General features: G+C 59.6%; 20 protein-coding genes. 13 read left to right on the top strand and 7 right to left on the bottom strand.

From position 1 onward, the window contains the following. Window positions 1–17 precede the first annotated feature (17 nt). From dibA to ACIPZE_RS12190, 6 genes are all read left to right on the top strand, one after another. Complete coding sequence (gene dibA, locus ACIPZE_RS12215) at window positions 18–1,943, top strand: phosphodiesterase DibA (protein WP_283438109.1); 1,926 nt, start codon at window positions 18–20, stop codon at window positions 1,941–1,943. A gap of 298 nt (window positions 1,944–2,241) precedes the next feature. Then, window positions 2,242–2,424 (top strand): sulfur starvation response protein OscA, encoded by a 183-nt coding sequence (gene oscA / locus ACIPZE_RS12210; protein WP_034151822.1) that lies wholly within the window; start codon window positions 2,242–2,244, stop codon window positions 2,422–2,424. A 146-nt stretch (window positions 2,425–2,570) separates the two neighbouring features. Then, complete coding sequence (locus ACIPZE_RS12205; RefSeq protein ID WP_038367242.1) at window positions 2,571–3,584, top strand: sulfate ABC transporter substrate-binding protein; 1,014 nt, start codon at window positions 2,571–2,573, stop codon at window positions 3,582–3,584. Window positions 3,585–3,789: 205 nt separating this feature from the next. After that, window positions 3,790–4,608 carry a sulfate ABC transporter permease subunit CysT gene (gene cysT / locus ACIPZE_RS12200; RefSeq protein ID WP_008080019.1) on the top strand — a complete coding sequence of 273 codons (819 nt, stop codon included), beginning with the start codon at window positions 3,790–3,792 and terminating at the stop codon, window positions 4,606–4,608. Between the two features lie 13 nt (window positions 4,609–4,621). Continuing rightward, the gene (gene cysW, locus ACIPZE_RS12195) at window positions 4,622–5,494 is read left to right on the top strand and encodes a sulfate ABC transporter permease subunit CysW (RefSeq protein WP_400773037.1); all 873 of its coding nucleotides are present in this window, start codon (window positions 4,622–4,624) and stop codon (window positions 5,492–5,494) included. 3 nt (window positions 5,495–5,497) lie between these two features. After that, the gene (locus tag ACIPZE_RS12190) at window positions 5,498–6,487 is read left to right on the top strand and encodes a sulfate/molybdate ABC transporter ATP-binding protein (RefSeq protein WP_102354732.1); all 990 of its coding nucleotides are present in this window, start codon (window positions 5,498–5,500) and stop codon (window positions 6,485–6,487) included. Between the two features lie 114 nt (window positions 6,488–6,601). Here ACIPZE_RS12190 and ACIPZE_RS12185 read toward each other — a convergent pair whose 3' ends face one another. Continuing rightward, entirely contained in the window at window positions 6,602–7,129 is a 528-nt protein-coding gene (locus tag ACIPZE_RS12185) for a DUF962 domain-containing protein (protein WP_283438107.1), read from the bottom strand. 84 nt (window positions 7,130–7,213) lie between these two features. Here ACIPZE_RS12185 and ACIPZE_RS12180 point away from each other — a divergent pair, with 84 nt between their 5' ends. Continuing rightward, window positions 7,214–7,891: a Crp/Fnr family transcriptional regulator gene (locus tag ACIPZE_RS12180; RefSeq protein WP_283438106.1), complete on the top strand. Its 678-nt coding sequence runs from the start codon at window positions 7,214–7,216 to the stop codon at window positions 7,889–7,891. Window positions 7,892–8,050: 159 nt separating this feature from the next. Here ACIPZE_RS12180 and uraH read toward each other — a convergent pair whose 3' ends face one another. Both uraH and ACIPZE_RS12170 read right to left on the bottom strand, forming a co-directional pair. Then, window positions 8,051–8,461 (bottom strand): hydroxyisourate hydrolase, encoded by a 411-nt coding sequence (gene uraH, locus ACIPZE_RS12175; protein ID WP_129387437.1) that lies wholly within the window; start codon window positions 8,459–8,461, stop codon window positions 8,051–8,053. Between the two features lie 12 nt (window positions 8,462–8,473). Then, window positions 8,474–8,959, bottom strand: a complete 486-nt coding sequence (locus ACIPZE_RS12170) for a heme-binding protein (RefSeq protein WP_400773034.1) — start codon at window positions 8,957–8,959, stop codon at window positions 8,474–8,476. Between the two features lie 135 nt (window positions 8,960–9,094). Between ACIPZE_RS12170 and ACIPZE_RS12165 the strand changes: the two genes are divergently transcribed. From ACIPZE_RS12165 to ACIPZE_RS12150, 4 genes are all read left to right on the top strand, one after another. Next, window positions 9,095–9,775: a heavy metal response regulator transcription factor gene (locus tag ACIPZE_RS12165; protein WP_129387443.1), complete on the top strand. Its 681-nt coding sequence runs from the start codon at window positions 9,095–9,097 to the stop codon at window positions 9,773–9,775. Beyond that, window positions 9,765–11,153, top strand: coding sequence for a heavy metal sensor histidine kinase (locus ACIPZE_RS12160; protein ID WP_400773032.1), 1,389 nt, complete (start codon window positions 9,765–9,767; stop codon window positions 11,151–11,153). The genes ACIPZE_RS12165 and ACIPZE_RS12160 overlap by 11 nt, the downstream gene beginning before the upstream one ends. Window positions 11,154–11,263: 110 nt before the next feature. Beyond that, window positions 11,264–11,512 (top strand): helix-turn-helix domain-containing protein, encoded by a 249-nt coding sequence (locus ACIPZE_RS12155; protein WP_129396079.1) that lies wholly within the window; start codon window positions 11,264–11,266, stop codon window positions 11,510–11,512. Continuing rightward, window positions 11,505–12,728, top strand: coding sequence for a type II toxin-antitoxin system HipA family toxin (locus ACIPZE_RS12150; protein WP_283438101.1), 1,224 nt, complete (start codon window positions 11,505–11,507; stop codon window positions 12,726–12,728). The genes ACIPZE_RS12155 and ACIPZE_RS12150 overlap by 8 nt, the downstream gene beginning before the upstream one ends. Window positions 12,729–12,731: 3 nt before the next feature. Here ACIPZE_RS12150 and ACIPZE_RS12145 read toward each other — a convergent pair whose 3' ends face one another. Further along, a complete protein-coding gene (locus tag ACIPZE_RS12145; protein ID WP_400773030.1) occupies window positions 12,732–13,736 on the bottom strand; it encodes an AraC family transcriptional regulator ligand-binding domain-containing protein in 1,005 nt (334 codons plus the stop codon). Between the two features lie 100 nt (window positions 13,737–13,836). Between ACIPZE_RS12145 and ACIPZE_RS12140 the strand changes: the two genes are divergently transcribed. Further along, on the top strand, window positions 13,837–14,907 hold the full coding sequence (locus tag ACIPZE_RS12140; protein WP_400773029.1) for a fatty acid desaturase: 1,071 nt from the start codon (window positions 13,837–13,839) through the stop codon (window positions 14,905–14,907). Window positions 14,908–15,107: 200 nt separating this feature from the next. Here ACIPZE_RS12140 and ACIPZE_RS12135 read toward each other — a convergent pair whose 3' ends face one another. From ACIPZE_RS12135 to ACIPZE_RS12125, 3 genes are read right to left on the bottom strand one after another with little or no spacing between them, the layout of a single operon-like run. Continuing rightward, the gene (locus ACIPZE_RS12135; RefSeq protein WP_400773027.1) at window positions 15,108–16,718 is read right to left on the bottom strand and encodes an arylsulfatase; all 1,611 of its coding nucleotides are present in this window, start codon (window positions 16,716–16,718) and stop codon (window positions 15,108–15,110) included. A 14-nt stretch (window positions 16,719–16,732) separates the two neighbouring features. Further along, window positions 16,733–17,548 carry an ABC transporter ATP-binding protein gene (locus tag ACIPZE_RS12130; RefSeq protein ID WP_007917657.1) on the bottom strand — a complete coding sequence of 272 codons (816 nt, stop codon included), beginning with the start codon at window positions 17,546–17,548 and terminating at the stop codon, window positions 16,733–16,735. Continuing rightward, window positions 17,545–19,143 carry an ABC transporter permease gene (locus ACIPZE_RS12125; protein ID WP_283438097.1) on the bottom strand — a complete coding sequence of 533 codons (1,599 nt, stop codon included), beginning with the start codon at window positions 19,141–19,143 and terminating at the stop codon, window positions 17,545–17,547. The genes ACIPZE_RS12130 and ACIPZE_RS12125 overlap by 4 nt, the downstream gene beginning before the upstream one ends. 383 nt (window positions 19,144–19,526) lie before the next feature. On the opposite strand from ACIPZE_RS12125, the gene ACIPZE_RS12120 reads away from it, so the two are divergent. Continuing rightward, complete coding sequence (locus ACIPZE_RS12120; RefSeq protein WP_283438096.1) at window positions 19,527–20,540, top strand: ABC transporter substrate-binding protein; 1,014 nt, start codon at window positions 19,527–19,529, stop codon at window positions 20,538–20,540. The last annotated feature ends 146 nt before the right edge of the window (window positions 20,541–20,686 follow it).

Here is a 20,686-nt window from a genome sequence, read left to right as displayed (position 1 = left end):
GGGACATGGATAGCCGAATGTCTGCCACATATCGCGATGCCTTGCGTGCAGCGCTGCTCTATCTCGTGCTTGCCGTCGTCTGGCTGCAAGGTGCTGATCATTTATTAAACAATTTCTTCGATAACTCCGTCGATCTTGGCCGATGGCAACTGATCAACGGTTATGTGTTTGCGGCGGTCAGCGCCGCGCTGATTTTTCTGGCGCGGGTTCGACTGTGCGAGTTTCTCGGGATCGGCGCGCGGTTGCGCGAGCGTCACGCTGATCGCGAACGCCTGCGCCAGGCCGCTGCGGTGTTCGATTGCACCCGCGAAGGGGTGTTGGTGACCAACCATCAGGGGCTGATCGTGCACGTCAATCGTGCGTTCATCGAGATCACCGGTTATCAGCGCGAAGAAGTCCTCGGCCAGCGTCCCAGCCTTTTCAAGTCCGGGCATCATCCGCCGGGTTTCTATCAGGCAATGTTCGCCACCCTCGAGACCGAGGGCGAATGGAGTGGGGAAATCTGGAACCGCCGCAAGAGCGGCGAGATTTATCCACAGTGGCAAACCATCCGCGTCATTCATGACGATCAGGGCCGACTCAGTCATTACGTCGCAGTGTTTTCCGATATCAGCGCGATCAAGCACTCCGAGCATGAACTCAAACACCTTGCGCACCACGACCCGCTGACCGATCTGCCCAATCGCCTGTTGTTCAGCGACCGTGCCGAGCAGGCGCTGGCCTCTGCGCAGATCCACAAGCGCGGCTGTGCCTTGCTGATGCTCGATCTCGATCACTTCAAGATGATCAACGACAGCCTCGGGCATAACGTCGGCGATCGCTTGCTCAAGGCCGTGGCGGCGCGCCTGCAGGAACTGTTCGGACCGGGAATCACCCTGGCGCGCCTCGGCGGCGACGAGTTCGCCGTGCTCGCGGAAAGTTGTCCACAGCCCGTGCAAGCGGCGGCACTGGCGCAACGCATTCTCGATGCGCTCAAGGAACCGCTCTGCATCGATGGCCACGAGTTGTTCATAAACGCCAGTATCGGCATCAGCCTGTTTCCCAGCGATGCATTGAGCGCCGATCAACTGTTGCGTAATGCCGATGCGGCATTGTTCAAGGCCAAGAGCAGCGGCCGCAACGGTTACGCTTTGTACACCGAAGAACTCACCGCCCACGCTCAGCGACGGGTCGAAATCGCTTTCGAACTGCGCCGGGCGCTGGAACAGCAGGAACTGCGTGTCTACTACCAGCCGGTGCATGACCTGAAAAGCAGTCGCCTGATTGGCGTCGAAGCGCTGGTTCGCTGGCAGCATCCGCAACGCGGTCTGGTGTCGCCGGCGGAGTTCATCCCGATTGCCGAACGCACCGGATTGATCGCCGAAATCGACGCATGGGTGATGCAACAGGCCTGTCGGCAGATGTGTGAGTGGCAGCAGGCCGGAATGGTGCTGTCATTTGTCGCGGTCAATGTGTCATCGCGGTTGTTTGCGCGCCGCGAGTTGTATCAGCAAGTGGCGCAGGTGCTGCATGACACCGGGCTGGATCCGGCGTATCTGGAGCTGGAAGTCACCGAAAGTGCGGTGATGGACGATCCGGAAGTGGCACTGGAGCAGATGCATCGTTTGCGTGAGTTGGGGATTCGCCTGGCGATCGATGATTTCGGCACCGGCTATTCGTCGCTGCTGCGACTCAAGCGTTTGCCGGTGCAAAAATTGAAGATCGATCAGGGCTTTGTAGCCGGTTTGCCGTGGGATGAGGATGACGCGGCGATTGTCCGGGTGATTATTGCGCTGGCGCGGAGCATGGGCATGCAGGTGCATGCCGAGGGGATTGAGCAGGCTGAGCAGGCGGTGTTCCTGCTCGCGCAGGAATGTGATCTGGGACAGGGCTACTGGTTTGGACGGCCGAGCCCGGCGACCGAAATTGACTGGACGAAAGCACCCGTTATTGCTGACAGCTGACACAAAACCTGAGGTGAATACAAAATCTGTGGCGAGGGGATTTATCCCCGTTGGACTGCGCAGCAGTCCCAAATTTTCAGGGTCGCTTCGCAACCCAACGGGGATAAATCCCCTCGCCACAGGGTTATCTATCGCTCTCAGATCGGCGCAAACCCTTGCCCCGCCACATAATGTTTTCTAGTTATATAAACATTCTTAAATAGTCTTTTTAAGAATATCCATGCCTCTCTTATATTGCTCCCACGCCGAACGCAGTGCCGCCCACTGCCAGGCAAATCCCATTCAAAGGAGCAGCACCATGAGCGCATCCCTTCGCAGCGTTGACGGTCAGGACGAAACCACCATCTTGCGTGAAATCCAGAGCGCTCTGCGCGATCTGCGGTTTGGCGCAGTGGAGATCACTGTGCACAACGCGCAGGTCGTGCAGATCGAACGCAAAGAAAAATTCCGTTTGCAGCAACCGGGTAAACAACCGGGCTGAGGTGAACATCAAAAGATCGCAGCCTGCGGCAGCTCCTACGGGGGATTGATGTAGGAGCTGCCGCAGGCTCCGATCTTTAGCCGGCAAACCCGATTCCAGATATTCATAAGAAAAAGCCACCACCAAGAATTCCAGGAGCTTTCACCATGTCGTCGATTCGCCGTTACGCTTTGGCCGCCCTGGCCAGCGCTGTGTTTGCCGGTTCCGCGGTTGCCAAGGATTACGAGCTGCTCAACGTGTCGTATGACCCAACGCGCGAGCTGTATCAGGACTACAACGCCGAATTCATCAAGTTCTGGCAGAAAGACCACGCCGGCGACACCGTGAAAATCCAGCAATCCCACGGCGGTTCGGGCAAGCAGGGCCGTGCGGTGATCGACGGTCTGCGCGCTGACGTAGTGACCCTGGCTTTGGCCGGCGACATCGATGAAATCGCCAAACTCGGCAAGACCCTGCCCGCCGACTGGCAGAAGCGTCTGCCGGAAGCGAGCACGCCGTACACTTCGACCATCGTCTTCCTGGTGCGCAAGGGCAATCCGAAAGGCATCAAGGACTGGGGCGATCTGGTCAAGAACGACGTCTCGGTAATCACCCCGAACCCAAAAACCTCCGGCGGTGCGCGCTGGAACTTCCTCGCCGCGTGGGCCTATGGCCTGAAAGCCAATGGCGGTGACGAAGCCAAAGCCAAAGAATACGTACAGACCCTGTTCAAGCACGTGCCGATCCTCGACACCGGTGCGCGCGGTTCGACCATTACTTTCGTCAACAACGGTCAGGGCGACGTGTTGCTGGCCTGGGAAAACGAAGCGTTCCTGGCGCTGAAAGAAGATGGCGGCGCTGACAAGTTCGACATCGTCGTGCCTTCGCTGTCGATCCTCGCCGAGCCGCCAGTGGCCGTGGTCGACAAGAACGCCGAGAAGAAAGGCAACGAGCAGATTGCCGAAGCCTATCTGAAGCACCTGTACAGCCCGGCCGGTCAGGAAATTGCTGCGAAGAACTTCTACCGTCCGCGTGACAAGGACGTGGCTGCGAAGTACGCCCAGCAGTTCCCGAAACTGGACCTGGTGACCATCGACAAGGACTTCGGCGGCTGGAAAACCGCGCAGCCGAAATTCTTCAACGACGGTGGCGTGTTCGACCAGATTTATCAGGCGCAGTAATCTGACTACAAAACTGTGGGAGCGGGCTTTTGTGGCGAGGGGATTTATCCCCGTTGGGCAGCGAAGCTGCCCCAAAACCATCACATGCGGTGTATCTGGTTTTCCGCATTTGCCGATTTTGGGGCTACTGCGTAGCCCAACGGGGATAAATCCCCTCGCCACAGGGTTCACTCCCACATTGATGCGTTTTTAACCAAGGACTTTTATGTCGCGTCGTATCTCCCCCGTCATACCCGGCTTCGGGCTGACGCTGGGCTACACCTTGGTGTACCTCAGCCTGATTGTGCTTATCCCCCTGGCGGCGATGTTCGTCCACGCCGCCCAACTCACCTGGGATCAGTTCTGGGCGATCATCTCCGCACCACGGGTGCTGGCGGCATTGAAGCTGAGCTTCGGCACCGCGCTATGCGCCGCGATCATCAACGGCATCATCGGCACACTGCTGGCGTGGGTACTGGTGCGCTACACCTTCCCGGGGCGCAAGGTGATCGACGCGATGATCGATCTGCCGTTCGCGCTGCCGACAGCGGTGGCCGGCATCGCGCTGACCGCGCTGTATGCGCCGGCCGGACTGGTCGGCCAGTTCGCTGCAGACCTCGGTTTCAAAATCGCTTACACCCCACTGGGTATCACTTTGGCGCTGACCTTCGTCACGCTGCCGTTCGTGGTGCGCACGGTGCAACCGGTGCTGGCCGACATTCCCCGTGAAGTCGAAGAAGCCGCCGCGTGCCTCGGTGCGAAGCCTTTGCAGGTGTTCCGCCATATTCTTGTCCCCGCGCTGCTGCCCGCCTGGCTCACCGGTTTTGCCCTGGCGTTTGCCCGTGGTGTCGGCGAGTACGGTTCGGTGATTTTCATCGCCGGCAACATGCCGATGAAAACCGAGATCCTGCCGCTGCTGATCATGGTCAAACTCGACCAATACGATTACACCGGCGCTACCGCCATCGGCGTGCTGATGCTGGTGGTTTCCTTCGTCCTGTTGCTGCTGATCAACTTGCTGCAGCGGCGCATCGAAACCCCATAAGGAGGCGCGAACCATGTCCCAATCGTCTATTGCGGCCGCCTCTTCGGCCAACGCTGCACGCCGTGGCAGCGCCACTTCGCGCAGAGTCTTGATCGGTCTTGGCTGGCTGGTCTTCTTCCTGTTTCTGCTGCTGCCGCTGTTCATCGTCGTATCGCAAGGCTTGAAAAACGGCCTCGGTGCCTTCTTCACCGCGATCTTTGAACCGGATGCCCTGTCGGCACTGAAACTCACGGTGTTCGCCGTACTGATTTCGGTGCCGCTGAACCTGGTGTTCGGCGTCAGCGCCGCATGGTGCGTGAGCAAGTACTCGTTCCGTGGCAAGAGCATGCTGGTGACGCTGATCGACCTGCCGTTCTCGGTGTCGCCGGTGATCGCCGGTCTGGTCTACGTGCTGATGTTCGGTGCGCAGGGCCTGTTCGGGCCGTGGCTGCAGGATCACGACATCCAGATCGTCTTCGCCCTGCCGGGCATCGTGCTGGCGACGATTTTCGTCACCGTGCCGTTCGTGGCCCGCGAGCTGATTCCGCTGATGCAGGAACAAGGCACACAGGAAGAGGAGGCCGCGCGCCTGCTCGGTGCCAACGGCTGGCAGATGTTCTGGCATGTCACTGTGCCGAACATCAAGTGGGGCCTGATCTATGGCGTGGTGCTGTGTACCGCGCGGGCCATAATTAAAATCCATACGATATCACAGGTCTACTCTCACATTCCCGCGGTGACCAAAACCTTGCCGTTGCAATACGAGATCCTCTACAACGAATACAACCACGTGGCCGCGTTCGCCGTGGCGAGCCTGTTGCTGATCCTGGCGCTCTTCATCCTGCTGCTCAAGCAGTGGAGCGAAAACCGTATCAACCGCCTGCGCGCCAGCGCCGCGGAGGAATAATTCATGTCGATCGAAGTGCGTAACGTCAGCAAGAATTTCAATGCGTTCAAGGCGCTGGACAACATCAGCCTGGACATTCACAGCGGTGAACTGGTCGCGCTGCTCGGCCCATCGGGCTGCGGCAAGACCACGCTGCTACGGATCATTGCCGGTCTGGAAACCCCGGATCAGGGCAACATCGTCTTCCACGGCGAAGACGTCTCCGGCCACGACGTGCGTGATCGCAACGTCGGTTTCGTGTTCCAGCACTACGCCTTGTTCCGCCACATGACCGTGTTCGACAACGTCGCGTTCGGCCTGCGCATGAAACCGAAAAACCAGCGCCCAAGCGAAAGCCAGATCGCGGTCAAGGTTCACGAACTGCTGAACATGGTGCAGTTGGACTGGCTGTCGGATCGTTATCCGGAGCAGTTGTCCGGTGGCCAGCGTCAGCGCATCGCCCTGGCCCGCGCCTTGGCGGTAGAGCCGAAGGTGTTGCTGCTGGATGAGCCGTTCGGCGCCCTTGATGCCAAGGTGCGTAAAGAACTGCGCCGCTGGTTGGCGCGGCTGCACGAAGACATCAACCTGACTTCGGTTTTTGTAACCCACGACCAGGAAGAGGCGATGGAGGTTGCTGACCGTATCGTGGTGATGAACAAGGGCGTGATCGAGCAGATCGGCTCACCGGGCGACGTCTACGAAAACCCGGCCAGCGATTTCGTTTATCACTTCCTTGGGGATTCGAATCGCCTGCTGTTGAGCGACGACAATCACGTGCTGTTCCGTCCGCACGAGGTGTCGTTGTCCAAGCATGAGCTGGAGGATCACCATGCGGCTGAGGTGCGTGATATTCGGCCGTTGGGCGCGACTACGCGGGTGACGTTGAAGGTTGAAGGGCAGACTGATTTGATCGAAGCCGAAGTGGTCAAGGATCACGACAGTCTGATCGGCTTGGCCAAGGGTGAGACCCTGTTCTTCAAGCCCAAGGTCTGGCAGAAAGTCGCCAGCCTCTAAGATCAAAAGATCGCAGCCTGCGGCAGCTCCTACAGTGGTTTCGGTTGGTCACACATTTTGTGATCGACCAAATCCACTGTAGGAGCTGCCGCAGGCTGCGATCTTTCAAGCGGCCTAAGCCGCCGCTTTGCCATTCGGATTAACCCGCACCACCCCCGCCCGCGCCTCGATCTGCTCTTTCAATTCATGCCGCATCCCGAGCATGAACGCCAATTCGGCCACGACAAACAGCGGCCCGACAATCAGCCCCGACACATCATCGACAAACGCCGGTTTGCGTCCTTCATAGTGATGCCCGACAAACTGGATCACCCAGCCGATCACAAACATCGCCACACCGCTGCTCAGCCAGACCATGGTGCTCTGCTGCGCCAGAACATGCCCGGCCCAAACAGATAGTCCCATCAGCACCGTCATCAGTACGCCCAACTTCACTTCCAGGCGCAGATAAAACCACGCCGAGGCCAGCGCCAACACAACGGCTGGAGATATCCAAAATCCACCCAGCAACCATTCTGGCCGCGACAACAACACGGCCACCGCCACCACGATCAGCGGAATACCGATAAAGTGGCTGGCGATGTTGCGCGGATCGCGGTGGTAGGCGGCGTATTGACTGAGATGGTCGACGAGGCTTTTCATTGTTGTTCCTCCGGTAGGGTTGATTGCATCATCCCTCGGGATCAGGTTTCGCTCTGTCAGGCAGGCGACAATCCAGGAGTGTTTATGCAAATGCGTTCGCGGCTGATGAGCGGCCAGTGGTTCAGTCATCTGCCGGTGTCCTTTCAGGATAGTCTGCTGGCCGCGGCCCGGGAGCGGCGGCTGACGGCGGGGCAACGGTTGTTCCAGCGCGGCGATGCGCCTTGCGGTTTGTACGCGGTGCTTGATGGCGCCGTGCGCATCGGTGCGGTCAGCGAGCAGGGCAAGGAGGCGTTGTTGAGCCTGGTGGAGGCGCCGCACTGGTTTGGCGAAATCTGTCTGTTCGATGGTCAGCCGCGCACCCATGACGCCTATGCCGTCGGGCCGTGCACCCTGCTGAATATTCCGCAGGCGACGCTGCTGAAACTGCTCGACGAACAGCCGGTGTATTGGCGGCATCTGGCGCTGCTGATGAGCCACAAACTGCGCCTGACCTTTATCAACCTCGAACAATTGAGCCTGCTGCCAGCGCCGGCACGTCTGGCCCATCGCTTGCTGATGATCGCCGAAGGCTACGGCGAACTCGATGCGCCGCGCCGGGTGCTGCAACTGCCGCAGGAGCAACTGGCGTCGATGCTGTCGCTGTCACGGCAGACCACCAACCAGATTCTCAAGGATTTTCAGGGACAGGGGATTATCGGGCTCGGGTACGGCGAAATCGAAATCCTCGACGCCACGCGCTTACGCGCCTTGGCCACGATCTAAAAACTCACACCGATCCCCTGTTGGAACTGGCTCCTGTGGCGAGGGGATTTATCCCCGTTGGACTGCGCAGCAGTCCCATTTTTAGGGCCGCTGCGCGCCCCAGCGGGGATAAATCCCCTCGCCACAGGGGCCAGTTCCCATAGGGGTTTTGCGTGGGGCTCAGGAACCGCGATAGGTCGAGAAGCCGTACGGGCTGAGCAGCAGCGGGATGTGGTAGTGCTGATCCGTCTGTTTTACCTCGAAAATCACCGGGATCTCCGGGAAGAACGTGTCGTGCCTGATCTTCTTGAAGTACTCGCCGGTCTTGAACACCACGCGGTATTCACCCGCCTCAAAAGGCTGCTTGGCCGGGAACAGTTCGGCAATCCGCCCTTGTTCATTGGTTGTGCCCTGAGCCAACGGCTGCCAGTTCTGGCCGACGTGTTTCTCCAGCGTCACGTCGATGCCCGGCGACGGCAAGCCGTTTTCCAGATTGAGCACGTGCACGCTCAAGGGGTTTCCAGCGGCCAGCGCCAGGCTTGAGAAAGCACTCAGGCCGAGCGCGGCGAAAGTCATGCGCAAAGTATTCATCGATGCATCTCCTTATTGGGAACGGGTGGTGGCCAGACCGGTTTTTTCGGCAGCCTTGAGCGCACAGTTTTCGTCTTGCTCGCCGCCGCCGGAACCGGCCACGCCCATGGCGCCAACCAGCTCATCAGCGGCGAACAGCGGAATTCCGCCACCGAGCAACAGCAACTCGTCGAGGGTGTTGAGGTTGGCGGTTTCCGGGTTGTTGCGAGCACGTTCGGCAAACAACCGGGTCGCGGTTTTCGTTGACAGCGCGGTGTACGCCTTGCGCTGGCTGGCGGCAGTGTTGTGCGGGCCGACACCGTCGCCGCGCAAGGTCACCAGCAGGTTGCCGCCACGGTCGAGCACCGACACGGTGCCGGTGCAATTGCTCATTGCCGTGTTGGCCAGCAGTTGCGCGGTTTTCAGGTCGAGGTCGGCATGGCGCGGCAGTTCAGGGCTTGCGAACACGCTGGCGCTGAGGCTGACGGCGAGGCTGGCGACAAGGTATTTGACGGTCATGGAAAGGCTCCAAAAGCTAAGGTCGCCACCTTAATCGCCGGTCTTCGTCAGAACCTCGTCAGTCTGATTACAAGTTTGTAATGGGCAACGCCGCTGAAGGCGCCTAGCCTGTGTGCCTGTCAATCGAGGTGTGCCATGCGTTTGCTGGTCGTAGAAGATGAAGCCAAAACCGCGAATTTCCTCGCCAAAGGCCTGGGCGAGTCGGGTTTTGCCGTGGACGTGGCGCTCAATGGTCTCGATGGCCGTTACTTCATTGAGCAGCAGGAATACGACCTGATCATCCTCGACGTGATGCTCCCCGGCCTCAACGGCTGGCAGTTGCTGCAACTGATCCGCCAGCGCAGCGCTACGCCGGTGTTGTTCCTGACGGCCAAGGACGCCATTGAAGACCGCGTACGCGGCCTCGAACTGGGTGCCGACGACTATCTGCTGAAACCCTTCGCCTTCGCCGAACTGCTCGCGCGCGTGCGCACATTGCTGCGCCGTGGGCCGATGCGTGAAGCCGAGTCGTACAGCATCGCCGATCTGGAAATCGACGTGCTGCGCCGTCGCGTCAGTCGCGGTGGTCAGCGCATTTCCCTGACCAATAAAGAGTTCGCCCTGCTGCAACTGCTCGCCAGTCGCCAAGGCGAAGTGCTGTCGCGCACGTTGATCGCCTCGCAGGTGTGGAACCTGAATTTCGACAGCGACACCAACATGGTCGAAGTAGCAGTGCGACGTCTGCGCGCGAAAGTCGATGACCCGTACATGCCGAAACTGATCCACACCGTGCGCGGCGTCGGTTATCAGCTGGAAGCTCCCGACGATGCGCTCTAGGTCGATCGCCTGGCGCCTGGCGCTGGCGTTCGCACTGGTCTGCGCGTTGGTGCTGAGCGCGATTGGCGTATTTCTCTACCGTTCGCTCGCGTCGGAAATCGCCTATCGCGACGACCTCGCGTTGCTCGGTCGACTGGAGCAAGTGCGCGCCTTGCTCGCCGACAGCGACAGCCTGGGTGCCTTGCAGGCGCGACCACGGCTGTATCAGAACATGCTTGGCAATCTCGACAGTCTGCTGCTGGTGCTGCGTGCCGACGGTTCAAGCGTGATCGCGATCAATCCCCGTCAACGCGATTTGCCTGCGCTGAACGCCATCCCCCGCGAGCACACGCCACAGCGTTCCGATGTACTCACGTGGCAAGCGCCGGACGGTGCTGAACTGGCGCTGTTGTCCGGCGCGGCGCAAGGGCCGAACGGCGAGCCGCTGACGGTGATCGCCGGCAAAGTGCTGAGTGAGCGCGAGCAGATGCTCGGCAGCTATCGCATGCGCTTGTACCTGTCGGTGGGACTGGGCGCGTTGCTCGCTTTTGCCTTGGGCTTGCTGTTGCTGCGCCGGGGCCTGCAACCGTTGCGGCAGTTGAGCGAAGCGGTGCGCGGCATCGATCTGCGCAGCCTCGATCAACGCTTGCCCGCCAATGGCACGCCTGCCGAACTGCTCGAACCGGTGCGGGCGCTCAACGGCATGCTGGCGCGGCTGGACGACAGCGTGCAGCGCCTGTCGCAGTTCTCCGCGGACCTCGCCCACGAAATCCGCACGCCGTTGCACACCTTGCTCGCCAGTAACGGCCAGGCACTGAATCATCCGCGCAGCACGGCGGAGTATCAGGAAGTTCTGGCTTCGAATATGGAAGAGTTTGAACGGCTCAAGCGCATGGCGGAAAACCTGATGTTTCTCGCTCGTGCAGAACAGGCTGAGCGCGCGCTGAATCTGCAAACGCTGGATTTGCACAGTGTTGGTAGCGAGTTGTGTGATTATTTTGAAGCGTTGGCCGATGACCGCGATCTGCGGCTGGACAATCGACTGCTCGGTGAATTGTTTGCCGATCAGCAACTGTTGCAGCGGGCGCTCGGCAATCTGTTGGCCAATGCTGTGCGTCACGCTGATCGCGGATCGGTAATCAGTTTGCGTCGTCGCGACGAGCCAGGTGAGTGCTGGTTGCAGGTTCACAACCATGGCCAGGCGATTGCGCCGGAGCATTTGGGCAAGCTGTTCGACCGCTTCTACCGCGTTGATCCTTCACGAGCAGAGCCGGGGGATTCGGGTGGGCTGGGTTTGGCGATCGTGCAGTCGATCATGCAATTGCATGGGGGGCAGGTGGGGGTCAGCAGTGATGCTGACGGCACTGTTTTTGAGCTGGGGTTTGTGCTGAGCAAGTGATTCCTTCGTGATCACTCGGAACTAGGCTAATCTTGTTCAGTGAGTGCATCAAATGCGATGCAAACTATACATATATCGAATTTTGCACCGCATTTGATGCAGGTAATCATATGGAACAGCTTGGCGAACTAATCAAAGCCCTGCGCAAGGCGAACAAAATGACCCAACAGGCATTGGCTCAGCAATACGGAATGAGCCGCTCGACGATCTCGGGGATAGAAAACAACACCATTGCGGAAATCGGCCTGCGCAAAGTCGAAGCGATCCTCAACGGGTTTGGCTATGAGCTGACTGCGGCTCCACGGCAGGCTCGCCGCCCGACACTCGATACGCTGCAAAAGGTCAGCTTCCATGACTGAGTCATCGGATCGATTAAACGTCAGTGTCGGCGGACAAGCGGTGGGAACGTTGGCGCGCGGGCAAGATCGAGTCGACAGCGTCTTCAATTACCGCGAAGAAGCCAGTGCTGAGAATGCCGTGTCACTGACAATGCCGTCCCGGTTGGAAAGTTATGGTTGGGAGCATGGCATTCATCCGGTTTTCGAGATGAACCTGCCCGAAGGCGCGCTTCGTGATGAGCTGGTCCGGCGTTTCAGCAAAGCGGTTCGCGGCTTCGATGACTTTGCATTGCTGGCCATTGTCGGCCCCTATCAGCTCGGTCGATTATCCATTGCCGGCGCATCGATGACGGATCGCCCGCCTGAAACGTCGCTTGCCGATCTGCTGGTACACGATGGTGCGCAAGACTTGTTCGAGGATCTGTTGCAAACCTATGGCCAGTATTCCGGGGTATCAGGAGTGCAGCCCAAAGTACTGGTGCGTGACAGTGCGGCTGCGATTGATCGCCTGACTCATCGGGGATCCACTCACCTGGTTAAAGCTTTTCGCGCCGATGAATATCCGCAGTTGGCAACCAACGAATACTTTTGCATGCGTGCTGCGCAACACAGCGGGCTTGAGGTGCCGCAGTTTGAGCTGAGCGAACATGGCAAGTTTCTGGTTATCGAGCGCTTTGACCTGAGCGCTACAGGCTACCTCGGTTTTGAGGACTTTTGCGTGCTCAACGGTTGGCCCTCGAAAGCCAAATACGACGGCTCTTACGAAGGCGCGGCCCGGCAGATCAAAGCATTTGTTTCGCCTGCATTGCTCAATCAGGCGCTGGAAGCATTTTTCAAAATTGTGGCTTTGTCCGCAGGCTTGAAAAACGGCGATGCACATCTAAAAAACTTCGGTGTGTTGTACGAAGACTGTGGCGAGAAATCGACAATCAGACTCGCGCCCGCATACGACATCATCACCACGTCGGTCTACATAAAGCACGACAGCATGGCGTTGCTCTTGGGTGGCTCGAAGGCTTGGCCCAAGCACAAAATGCTGGTGCGTTTTGGCCGGACGGTCTGCAACCTGACTGAGGCGCGTTGCAGTGAATTACTGCTGCAAGTTGCTAACGGCATGCTGGTGGCGATGGGCGAAATGGCGGAGTACAGCGCAACTCATCCAGCTTTCGCCGAGATGGGGGCTGCCATGATCGAACAATGGTCGTCCGGTATGGAGCGAAGTCTGGCTAAAGGCTGACGATCAGCGCAACCCATCCCGAAACTGCCCCGGCGTCAGCCCCGTCCAGCGCTTGAACGCGCGGCTGAAGCTGCTGGTATCAGCGAACCCCAGCAGATAACTCACCTCACTCAGCGAACACTGCGGATCGCGCAGGTGCAGCAGCGCCAGATTCTCGCGGCTCTCGTTCAATAAGGTATCAAAGCGACAACCCTCATCCGCCAGATGCCTTTGCAAGCTGCGCAAACTCAGGTGCAGCGCCTGGGCAATCCGTTCAGCACTTGGCTCACCTTCCGGCAATTGTTCTTCAATGGCATCGCGCACCTTGCGCTCCCAGGTCAGCGGTTTGAGCTGGGCCATCGTGCGTTTGAGCACGGCTTCATTGTGCTCGGCGAGTTCCGGGTTGGCGTCGTCGAGGTGGCTGTCGAAGTCGGCGAGGGCGAACTCCAGGCGATCCTCGGCACAGCCGAAATGCACCGGGGCGCGGAAGACTTTGTGCCATTGGTGCGCGTCGGCCGGCTCCGGGCGGCGCAGATAAACGGCCAGCGGCGCGTAATCGCGGCCGAGGCGATTGCGGCAGGTGCGCACATAGATTGCGGCGAACGCATCGATGGCTTCGAAGGCCGGCGCCGGATTGCCTGACGGAATTTTCAGACGAAATTGATAGCGATCATCGCTACGACTCAGCTCCAGTTCCAGCGCATCGCTGACCACCGGGTGATAACGCACGATACGTTCAAACACTTCCCGCAAACTGCCGCTGGCGACCAGCGCATATCCGAGCGCATGAAAGGTGGTCGGGCTGACGAACCGCGACACCCGCAGACCAATCGCCGGGTCGCCGCTGACCTGCACGGCGATTTCCCACAGGCGGGTAGTGCCGGACAGTGGATAGCGCGCGTTGGGGTCGTCCATCAACTGCGGATCGAGCCCGGCCTGTTGGCACAGGGCAATGCTGTCCAGTCCCAGCGCGTCGAGTTGCTTGCGCAAGGCACGGGTCCAGCTGGCGAGGGAGGTCGGTTCCTTCATGCTGATTGGCGCTTCCGGTCAACAGGTTGGCGTTCTCGGCTACCGTAAGTGAAGCCTTGGCGAGGCACGATGCGAACATCATAAACCCGAGGATGGAAGCATGGACGGTACTTCTGCAAGTCTCCAGCGACACAATGCGGCCCAGCGATCAGCGCATATTCGCGAAGTGGTGCTGGCCAAAGGCGTCGAACTGCGCGAGCGCTACCCGATTCTCAAGCATCAGGACGCGTTGGGCGCGGGGATTCTGGCCTTGGCCCTGATCGGGATGATCGGCTCGGCGGCGCTGTACATCAGCGGCCATATGGCGTGGTGGGTGTGCCTGTTGCTCAATGCGTTTTTCGCTTCGCTGACCCATGAGCTGGAGCATGACCTGATCCACAGCATGTATTTCCGCAAGCAACGCGTGCCGCACAATTTGATGATGGGCCTGGTGTGGCTGGCGCGGCCGAGCACGATCAATCCGTGGATTCGTCGGCATCTGCACCTCAATCACCACAAGGTCTCTGGCACCGAAACCGACATGGAAGAGCGCGCGATCACCAACGGCGAGCCGTGGGGTTTTGCACGGTTGCTGATGGTCGGCGACAACGTGATGTCGGCGTTCATCCGCATGCTCCGAGCCAAGACCTGGGCGCACAAGTTCAGCATCATCAAACGCACGTTGAAGGTCTACGCGCCGCTGGCTCTGGTGCATTGGGGTGCGTGGTATGTGTTCTTGGGTTTTCATGCGGCCAATGGCATCGCGTACTTGTTGGGTGCGCCGATTGAATGGTCAGCGACGACGTTGTCGGTGATGCAGGTGATCGATATCGCTGCCGTGGTGATCATCGGCCCGAACGTGTTGCGTACGTTCTGCCTGCACTTCATCAGCTCGAACATGCATTACTACGGGGACGTTGAACTGGGCAACGTGCTGCAGCAGTGTCAGGTGCTGAACCCCTGGTGGTTGTGGCCGTTGCAGGCGTTCTGCTTCAACTTTGGCAGCAGCCACGGGATTCATCATTTTGTGGTGAAGGAGCCGTTTTATATCCGCCAGATGACCGTGCCGGTGGCGCATAAGGTGATGCGCGAGATGGGCGTGCGGTTTAATGATTTCGGCACGTTTGGGCGGGCGAACCGGTTTGTTCGCAGGGATGAAATCGCGGTGGCTGGGGAGGCGGTGGAGGCCTGACGAGTTGCCCTCACCCTCGCCCTCTCCCGGAGGGAGAGGGAACCGATTGGGGGATATTGAAGAGTTACGCCGACGTGAAAGTGCTTCGTTGAATCCATAATCGACTCGTTTTCACAGGTCGATATTTAACGGAAGACACCTCGGTCAGTCCCCTCTCCCTCAGGGAGAGGGTTAGGGTGAGGGGCTTTTGATCTTCCCCTTCAATCCGGCTGAAACGGCGACTCACTCAAAATCACCCCGGTCTCCTCGACATACTGCTGCCAATGCCCGATCAACGCGCTGAGCTTCTCCGGTTGGCTCACCGCCAAATCATGAATCTCCCCCGGATCACTGCTCAAATCATAAAGCTGCCAGGTCGCCGGCCCTACCGGCCCCGGGATCCACACCGCTTTCCACGACCCCTGCCGAATCGCCCGGCGCCCGAACAATTCCCAACCCGTCACCGTGTGTTCGTCATGCACCTGCGCGGTCTCGCCCGACAAGAACCCCAGCCACGATTTGCCCCGCAGCGGCGCCACCGGTTTGCCGTGCCAGAGCTTGCCCGGATGACGCACGCCCGCCAGATCGAGAATCGTCGGCGTGATGTCCATCACCGTGCCGAAGCCATGGCTGATCTGCCCTTTGAGCGCCAACTGCGGATAGTGCAGCAGCGCCGGCACGCGAATCCCGCCCTCAGTAGTAAACGCCTTGAATAACCGCGATGGCGCGGTCGCCACCTGCGCCCAATCCGGTCCGTACCACACGTAGGAATTGGCCCGGCCAATGTTGTCGAGGCTGTTGTCGTAGTGCTGGCTGAGATACGTCACCAGTTCCGGGCCGAACTTGGGGAACGCTTCCAGCAGCGCGCCTTCGGCACCGTTGTCGGACATGAACAGGATGAACGTGTTGTCGAGCTGCCCTTGCTGGCGCAGATAATCGACCACCCGGCCGATGTTCCAGTCCATGCGCTCGACCATCGCTGCATAGACCTCCATCGCCCGCGCGGAGATCTGTTTTTGTTCCGCGCTCAGTGCGTCCCATTGCTGGGTCAACTGAATCAGCGGATGCGGCTCGACGTCCGGTTCGATCAGGCCGAGGGCTTTGAGTTTTTCCAGACGCTCCAGGCGCAACACTTCCGGGCCTGCGTCGTAACGACCACGGTATTTCTCAACGATGTCGGCGGGCGCCTGCAGCGGCCAGTGCGGTGCGGAGAATGGCAGGTAAGCGAAGAACGGCCGGGTTTGATCACGCTCCTTGAGGTATTGCAGCAACTTGTCGCCGAAGGCATCGGAGGAATAGAAATCCTTCGGCAATTCGTCGATGAAGGTGTCGTCTTCGATGTACAGCGCCGGGGTTGATTTCAGCAGGCCGGGGGTTTGCTCATCGTAGGTCGGCTCGAAACCGTAGTGGTTGGCCGCGCCCGGCAGCAGCGAAAACGAGCGCTCGAAACCGCGCGCATGCGGCGCCAGTTCAGCTTTCAAACCGAGGTGCCATTTGCCGCTCATCAACGTTTGATAACCGGCCTCGCGCAGCAACTCGGGCAGCGCAACGACGCGGTCGTTGAGGTAACCCTCGTAACCCGGTTTGCCGATCAGATCCGGGGTCAGCGTCTCGGCCATGGTGCCGATGCCGGCTATGTGGTGGTCGGTGCCGGTGAGCAGCATCGAGCGGGTCGGCGAGCAGGTCGGTGCGGTATGAAAATCGGTGAGGCGCAGGCCGTTGTTGGCCAGGGCATCAAGGTGCGGCGTGGCGATTTCGCCGCCGAACGCACCGATGTCGGAGAAGCCGAGATCGTCGGCCAGAATCACCAGAAAATTGGGACGTTGCGGCATCGCAAAACTCCTGTTCAGCAGGCAATGAACGTCAGCGGCAGATCACGAATCTGCACCGGCACGCTCGGTTGGTAATGGTCGTCACTGGTCAGTTCGTGCAGCAGCTCTTCACGCAACTGATGGAAGTCGAAACTGCTGCGCTGGCGCGGATGGGGCAGGGCGATGTCGACCACTTGCTTGATCCGCCCCGGACGCGGCTCCATCACCACCACGCGGTCGGCGAGGAAGATCGCTTCTTCGACGTCGTGGGTGACGAGGATCGTGGTGATCTTCGCGCGGGCGCGGATCGCCAACAGTTCGTCCTGCATTTGCTGGCGTGTCAGTGCGTCGAGCGCGCCAAAGGGTTCATCGAGCAGCAGAATTCGTGGGCTGGCGACCAGACCGCGAGCGATCGCCACACGTTGCGCCATGCCGCCGGAGAGCTGGTGCGGATAGGCGCGAGTGAAGTCGCGCAGACCGACCAGATCAATGAAATCATCGATGCGTTTTTGCTTTTGCGCAGCGCTCAACGGCTCGTTGACCAGACCCAGGCCAATGTTGTCGGCGACGGTCAGCCACGGGAATAAACGGTGTTCCTGAAAGACAATGCCGCGTTCGCCGCCGATGCCGCTGACAGCTTTGCCGTCAACAGTGATCTGCCCACGAAATTGCGTATCGAGGCCCACGAGCAAGCGTAATAACGTCGATTTGCCGCAGCCGCTGGAGCCGACGATGGCGACGAATTCGCCCTCGGCGATGTCCAGATTGAATTCACGAATCGCCTCCAGTTCGAAACCGTCGACGTCGAAGGATTTGCCTACGTGGTTGAAGCTGACAATCGGTGCGTTCATGCGTGTCTCCAGCGGGTCGCGCGAATTTCCAGGCGTTGGCCAATGAGGTTGAGCAGGGCGCCGGTGAGGCCGACGAAGAGCATGCCGGCCATGATCAGATCCATGCGCAGCAGTTGTTGTGCGCCGATCATCTGGCTGCCGATGCCGCCATTCGACGGCATGAAATATTCAGCGCCGATGGTGCCGAGCCAGGCGTAGATCAGACTCAGCCTGAGGCCGGCGAAAATCCCCGGCGCGGCGCCCGGCAGCACCAGGCGACGCAAGCGCTGGCCGAGGCTGAGGCGCAAGACTTGCGCGGCTTCGTTCAGTTGCGGTGAGAGATTGGCGACGCTGCGTTGCGTGGCGATGAACAGCGGGAAGAACGCGGCGAGGGCGACGAACACCCACTTCGCCAGTTCACCCAGACCGAACCAGGCGGTGAGCAACGGCACCCAGGCGAAAATCGCGATCTGGCGGATGGCGGCGAGGGTCGGACCGAGCAGGCGTTCACTGGTGCGCGACAGCCCCAGCAGCAAGCCGAGGGCGAAACCGAACCCGCCACCCAGCAGCAAACCACCGAGGGTGCGACCGAGGCTTAGCGCCATGCCACTGATCAACGTGCCGTCAAGCAAACCGTCCCAAGCAGTGATCAACACGGCCAGCGGGCTGACCAGAATGTTGTTATCGACCCACTGCTGATCGTTCGCCAGTTGCCACAACGCCAGCAAGCCCAGCGGCAACAACCACGGTTGCAGGCGCTGCCAGCCTTGATAGCGCGGGCCTCGCCGAATCTCGGCAGTGGCGGGATGTGGCCAGTGCACCAGTTTGCGGTCCAGCAGCCCGATGCCGCGATCCATCGCCACGCCGATCACACCGATGACCACGATGCACACGAAGACGATGTCGAGCATGAACAGCTGGCGCGCCCAGACCATCAGGTAACCAATGCCTTCGCTGGAAGCGAGCAACTCGACCGCCAGCAACGACGTCCAGCCGGCTGCCAGCGCCAGACGCACGCCGGCCATGAACGCGGGAAGGGCGGCGGGCAAGACCAATCGACGAATCAGCAGATGCGGCGGCAGGCGCAAGACGGCGGCAGCCTCGCGCAGTTTCGGCTGTGCGTCGCGCACGCCAACCAGTGTGTGCAGGGTCACGGGGACGACGATGGCTTTGATCAGCACCACCAGTTTCAACACTTCGCCGATGCCGAAAAACACCATGAACAGCGGGATCCACGCCAGCGTCGGCACCTGCGCCAGACCGGCGAAGGTCGGGAAAATCAAACGTTCCAGACGGCGACTGAAACCCAGCGCCGCACCGAGTAACGCACCGGCGCAAACCCCTGCGAGCAAGCCCCAGAACAATCGCTGCAGACTGATCCACAAATGGCTCCACAACTCGCCATGCGCCAGTTCGACGGCGCTGTTCCACACCAGTGATGGCGCGGGCAGGATCTGCTCGCTCATCCATTGGTTGCGCGCTGCCAGCCACCACAAAACGAACAGGCCGATGGGCAGCAGCCACGGCAACAGGCGTTGGTTGATGGTTGGCGAAATGCCTTGGCTTTTCAGCGGTGGCGCCGGCAGCGGCAAACTGAGCAGGGATTGACGGGCCATGGGTGACCTCCGTTGTCGGGTTGGATCGAGATCGAGTCAAGATCAAAGATCGCAGCCTTCGGCAGGGGGATTGCGTCGCCCCTGTAGGAGCTGCCGCAGGCTGCGATCTTTAGCGGTATTAGCTAAAAACAAATAGTTATAACAATATCGATATAGATTCTTTTAAGAGATAAGCGAGGCCATTTAAGGCCTCCAGACCACACGCATCCAATGCATTCGGAGAATATTTTCCATGCTGTTAATGCATACGCCGCTGCAAGCCCCGCTTTTGCTTGCTTAGCTTTAAAAGCTATAAAAATGTGCATTTATAGTATTTAAGTGAAGGTGTGCATTCAGCCTACTTTCGGCTCCTCAACGCCTGTCGTGATCAAGGAGCAGCACCCATGAACCTTCCCTTCAAACGTGTTTTCAGTCTGTTTGCCGTTCCTGCACTGGCGGGCCTGCTGGCGTTCACCGTTCACGCCGACGAACTCAAGGAAATCAGGATCGCCGTGCCCGACCTGAGTGCCGGCACTCAGCACAGCGGTGGCGGTGTGGTCGACGTATTGCGCGATCAGCAGATCTTCGAAAAGGCCTTCGCCGATCAGGGCATCAAGATTCAGTGGAGTTTCTTCAAAGGCGCCGGACCGGTGATCAATGAGGCGTTCGCCAATGGCCAGGTGGATCTGGCGTATCTGGGCGATCTGGCGGCGATCATCGGCAAGTCCAATGGTCTCGATACCCGGTTGCTCAGCGCGAGTGCGCGTGGGGTGAAGCAGTATCTGGGCGTAGTGCCTGGCTCGGGGATCAAGACCCTGCAGGATCTGAAGGGCAAGCGCGTGGCGATCTTCCGGGGTACTGCGACGCAACTGTCGTTTGACGCGGCGCTGGCCAGTCAGGGCTTGAGCGAGAAAGATCTGAAGGTCATTAACCTCGACTTCACCGGCGCGACCGCAGCGCTGGCGGCCAAACAGATTGATGCATCGTGGGGCAGTTCCGGGTTGGCGGCGTTGCAGACCAAGGGCCTCGCCGAGTTGCCGTTGAACACCAAGGATCTCGGTGGTGCTGGCAGTGTGCAGTCGGTACTGGTTGGCACCGGCAAGTTTGTCGATGCGCATCCGGAGGCAGTGGCGAAGTTGTTGAAGGCGCAGCAGCAGGCAGTGGAGTGGCTAACGCAGGACAGCAACAAGGACGCCTATGTGCAATTGGTGTCGGGGCTGGCGAGTTATCCGCCGGTGATTCTCACTGAAGATCTGAAAGATCAGAAACTGAGCGAAGTATTCCCGTCGACGCTGGATCCGGCGTTCCTGGATAGCTTGCAGGACAAGGTCGATCTGGCGGCGCAGCAGAGACTGATTCGCAAGCCGTTCAAGGTTAATGAATGGGTGGCGCCGGAGTTGGCCGCGGCGAAGCTTTAAAAACAAAGATCGCAGCCTGCGGCAGCTCCTACAGGGGAACCGATCGTTCCCACGCTCTGCGTGGGAACGCATCAATGGACGCTCTGCGTCCGCTTTGGGACGCGGAGCGTCCCGGGCTGCATTCCCACGCAGAGCGTGGGAACGAT

The organism is Pseudomonas sp. NPDC089741 (assembly GCF_044748825.1).
Lineage (GTDB): Bacteria > Pseudomonadota > Gammaproteobacteria > Pseudomonadales > Pseudomonadaceae > Aquipseudomonas > Aquipseudomonas helmanticensis.
Note: the sequence above shows the minus strand (reverse complement) of the source record. Positions and strands in the feature narration are given on the sequence as shown.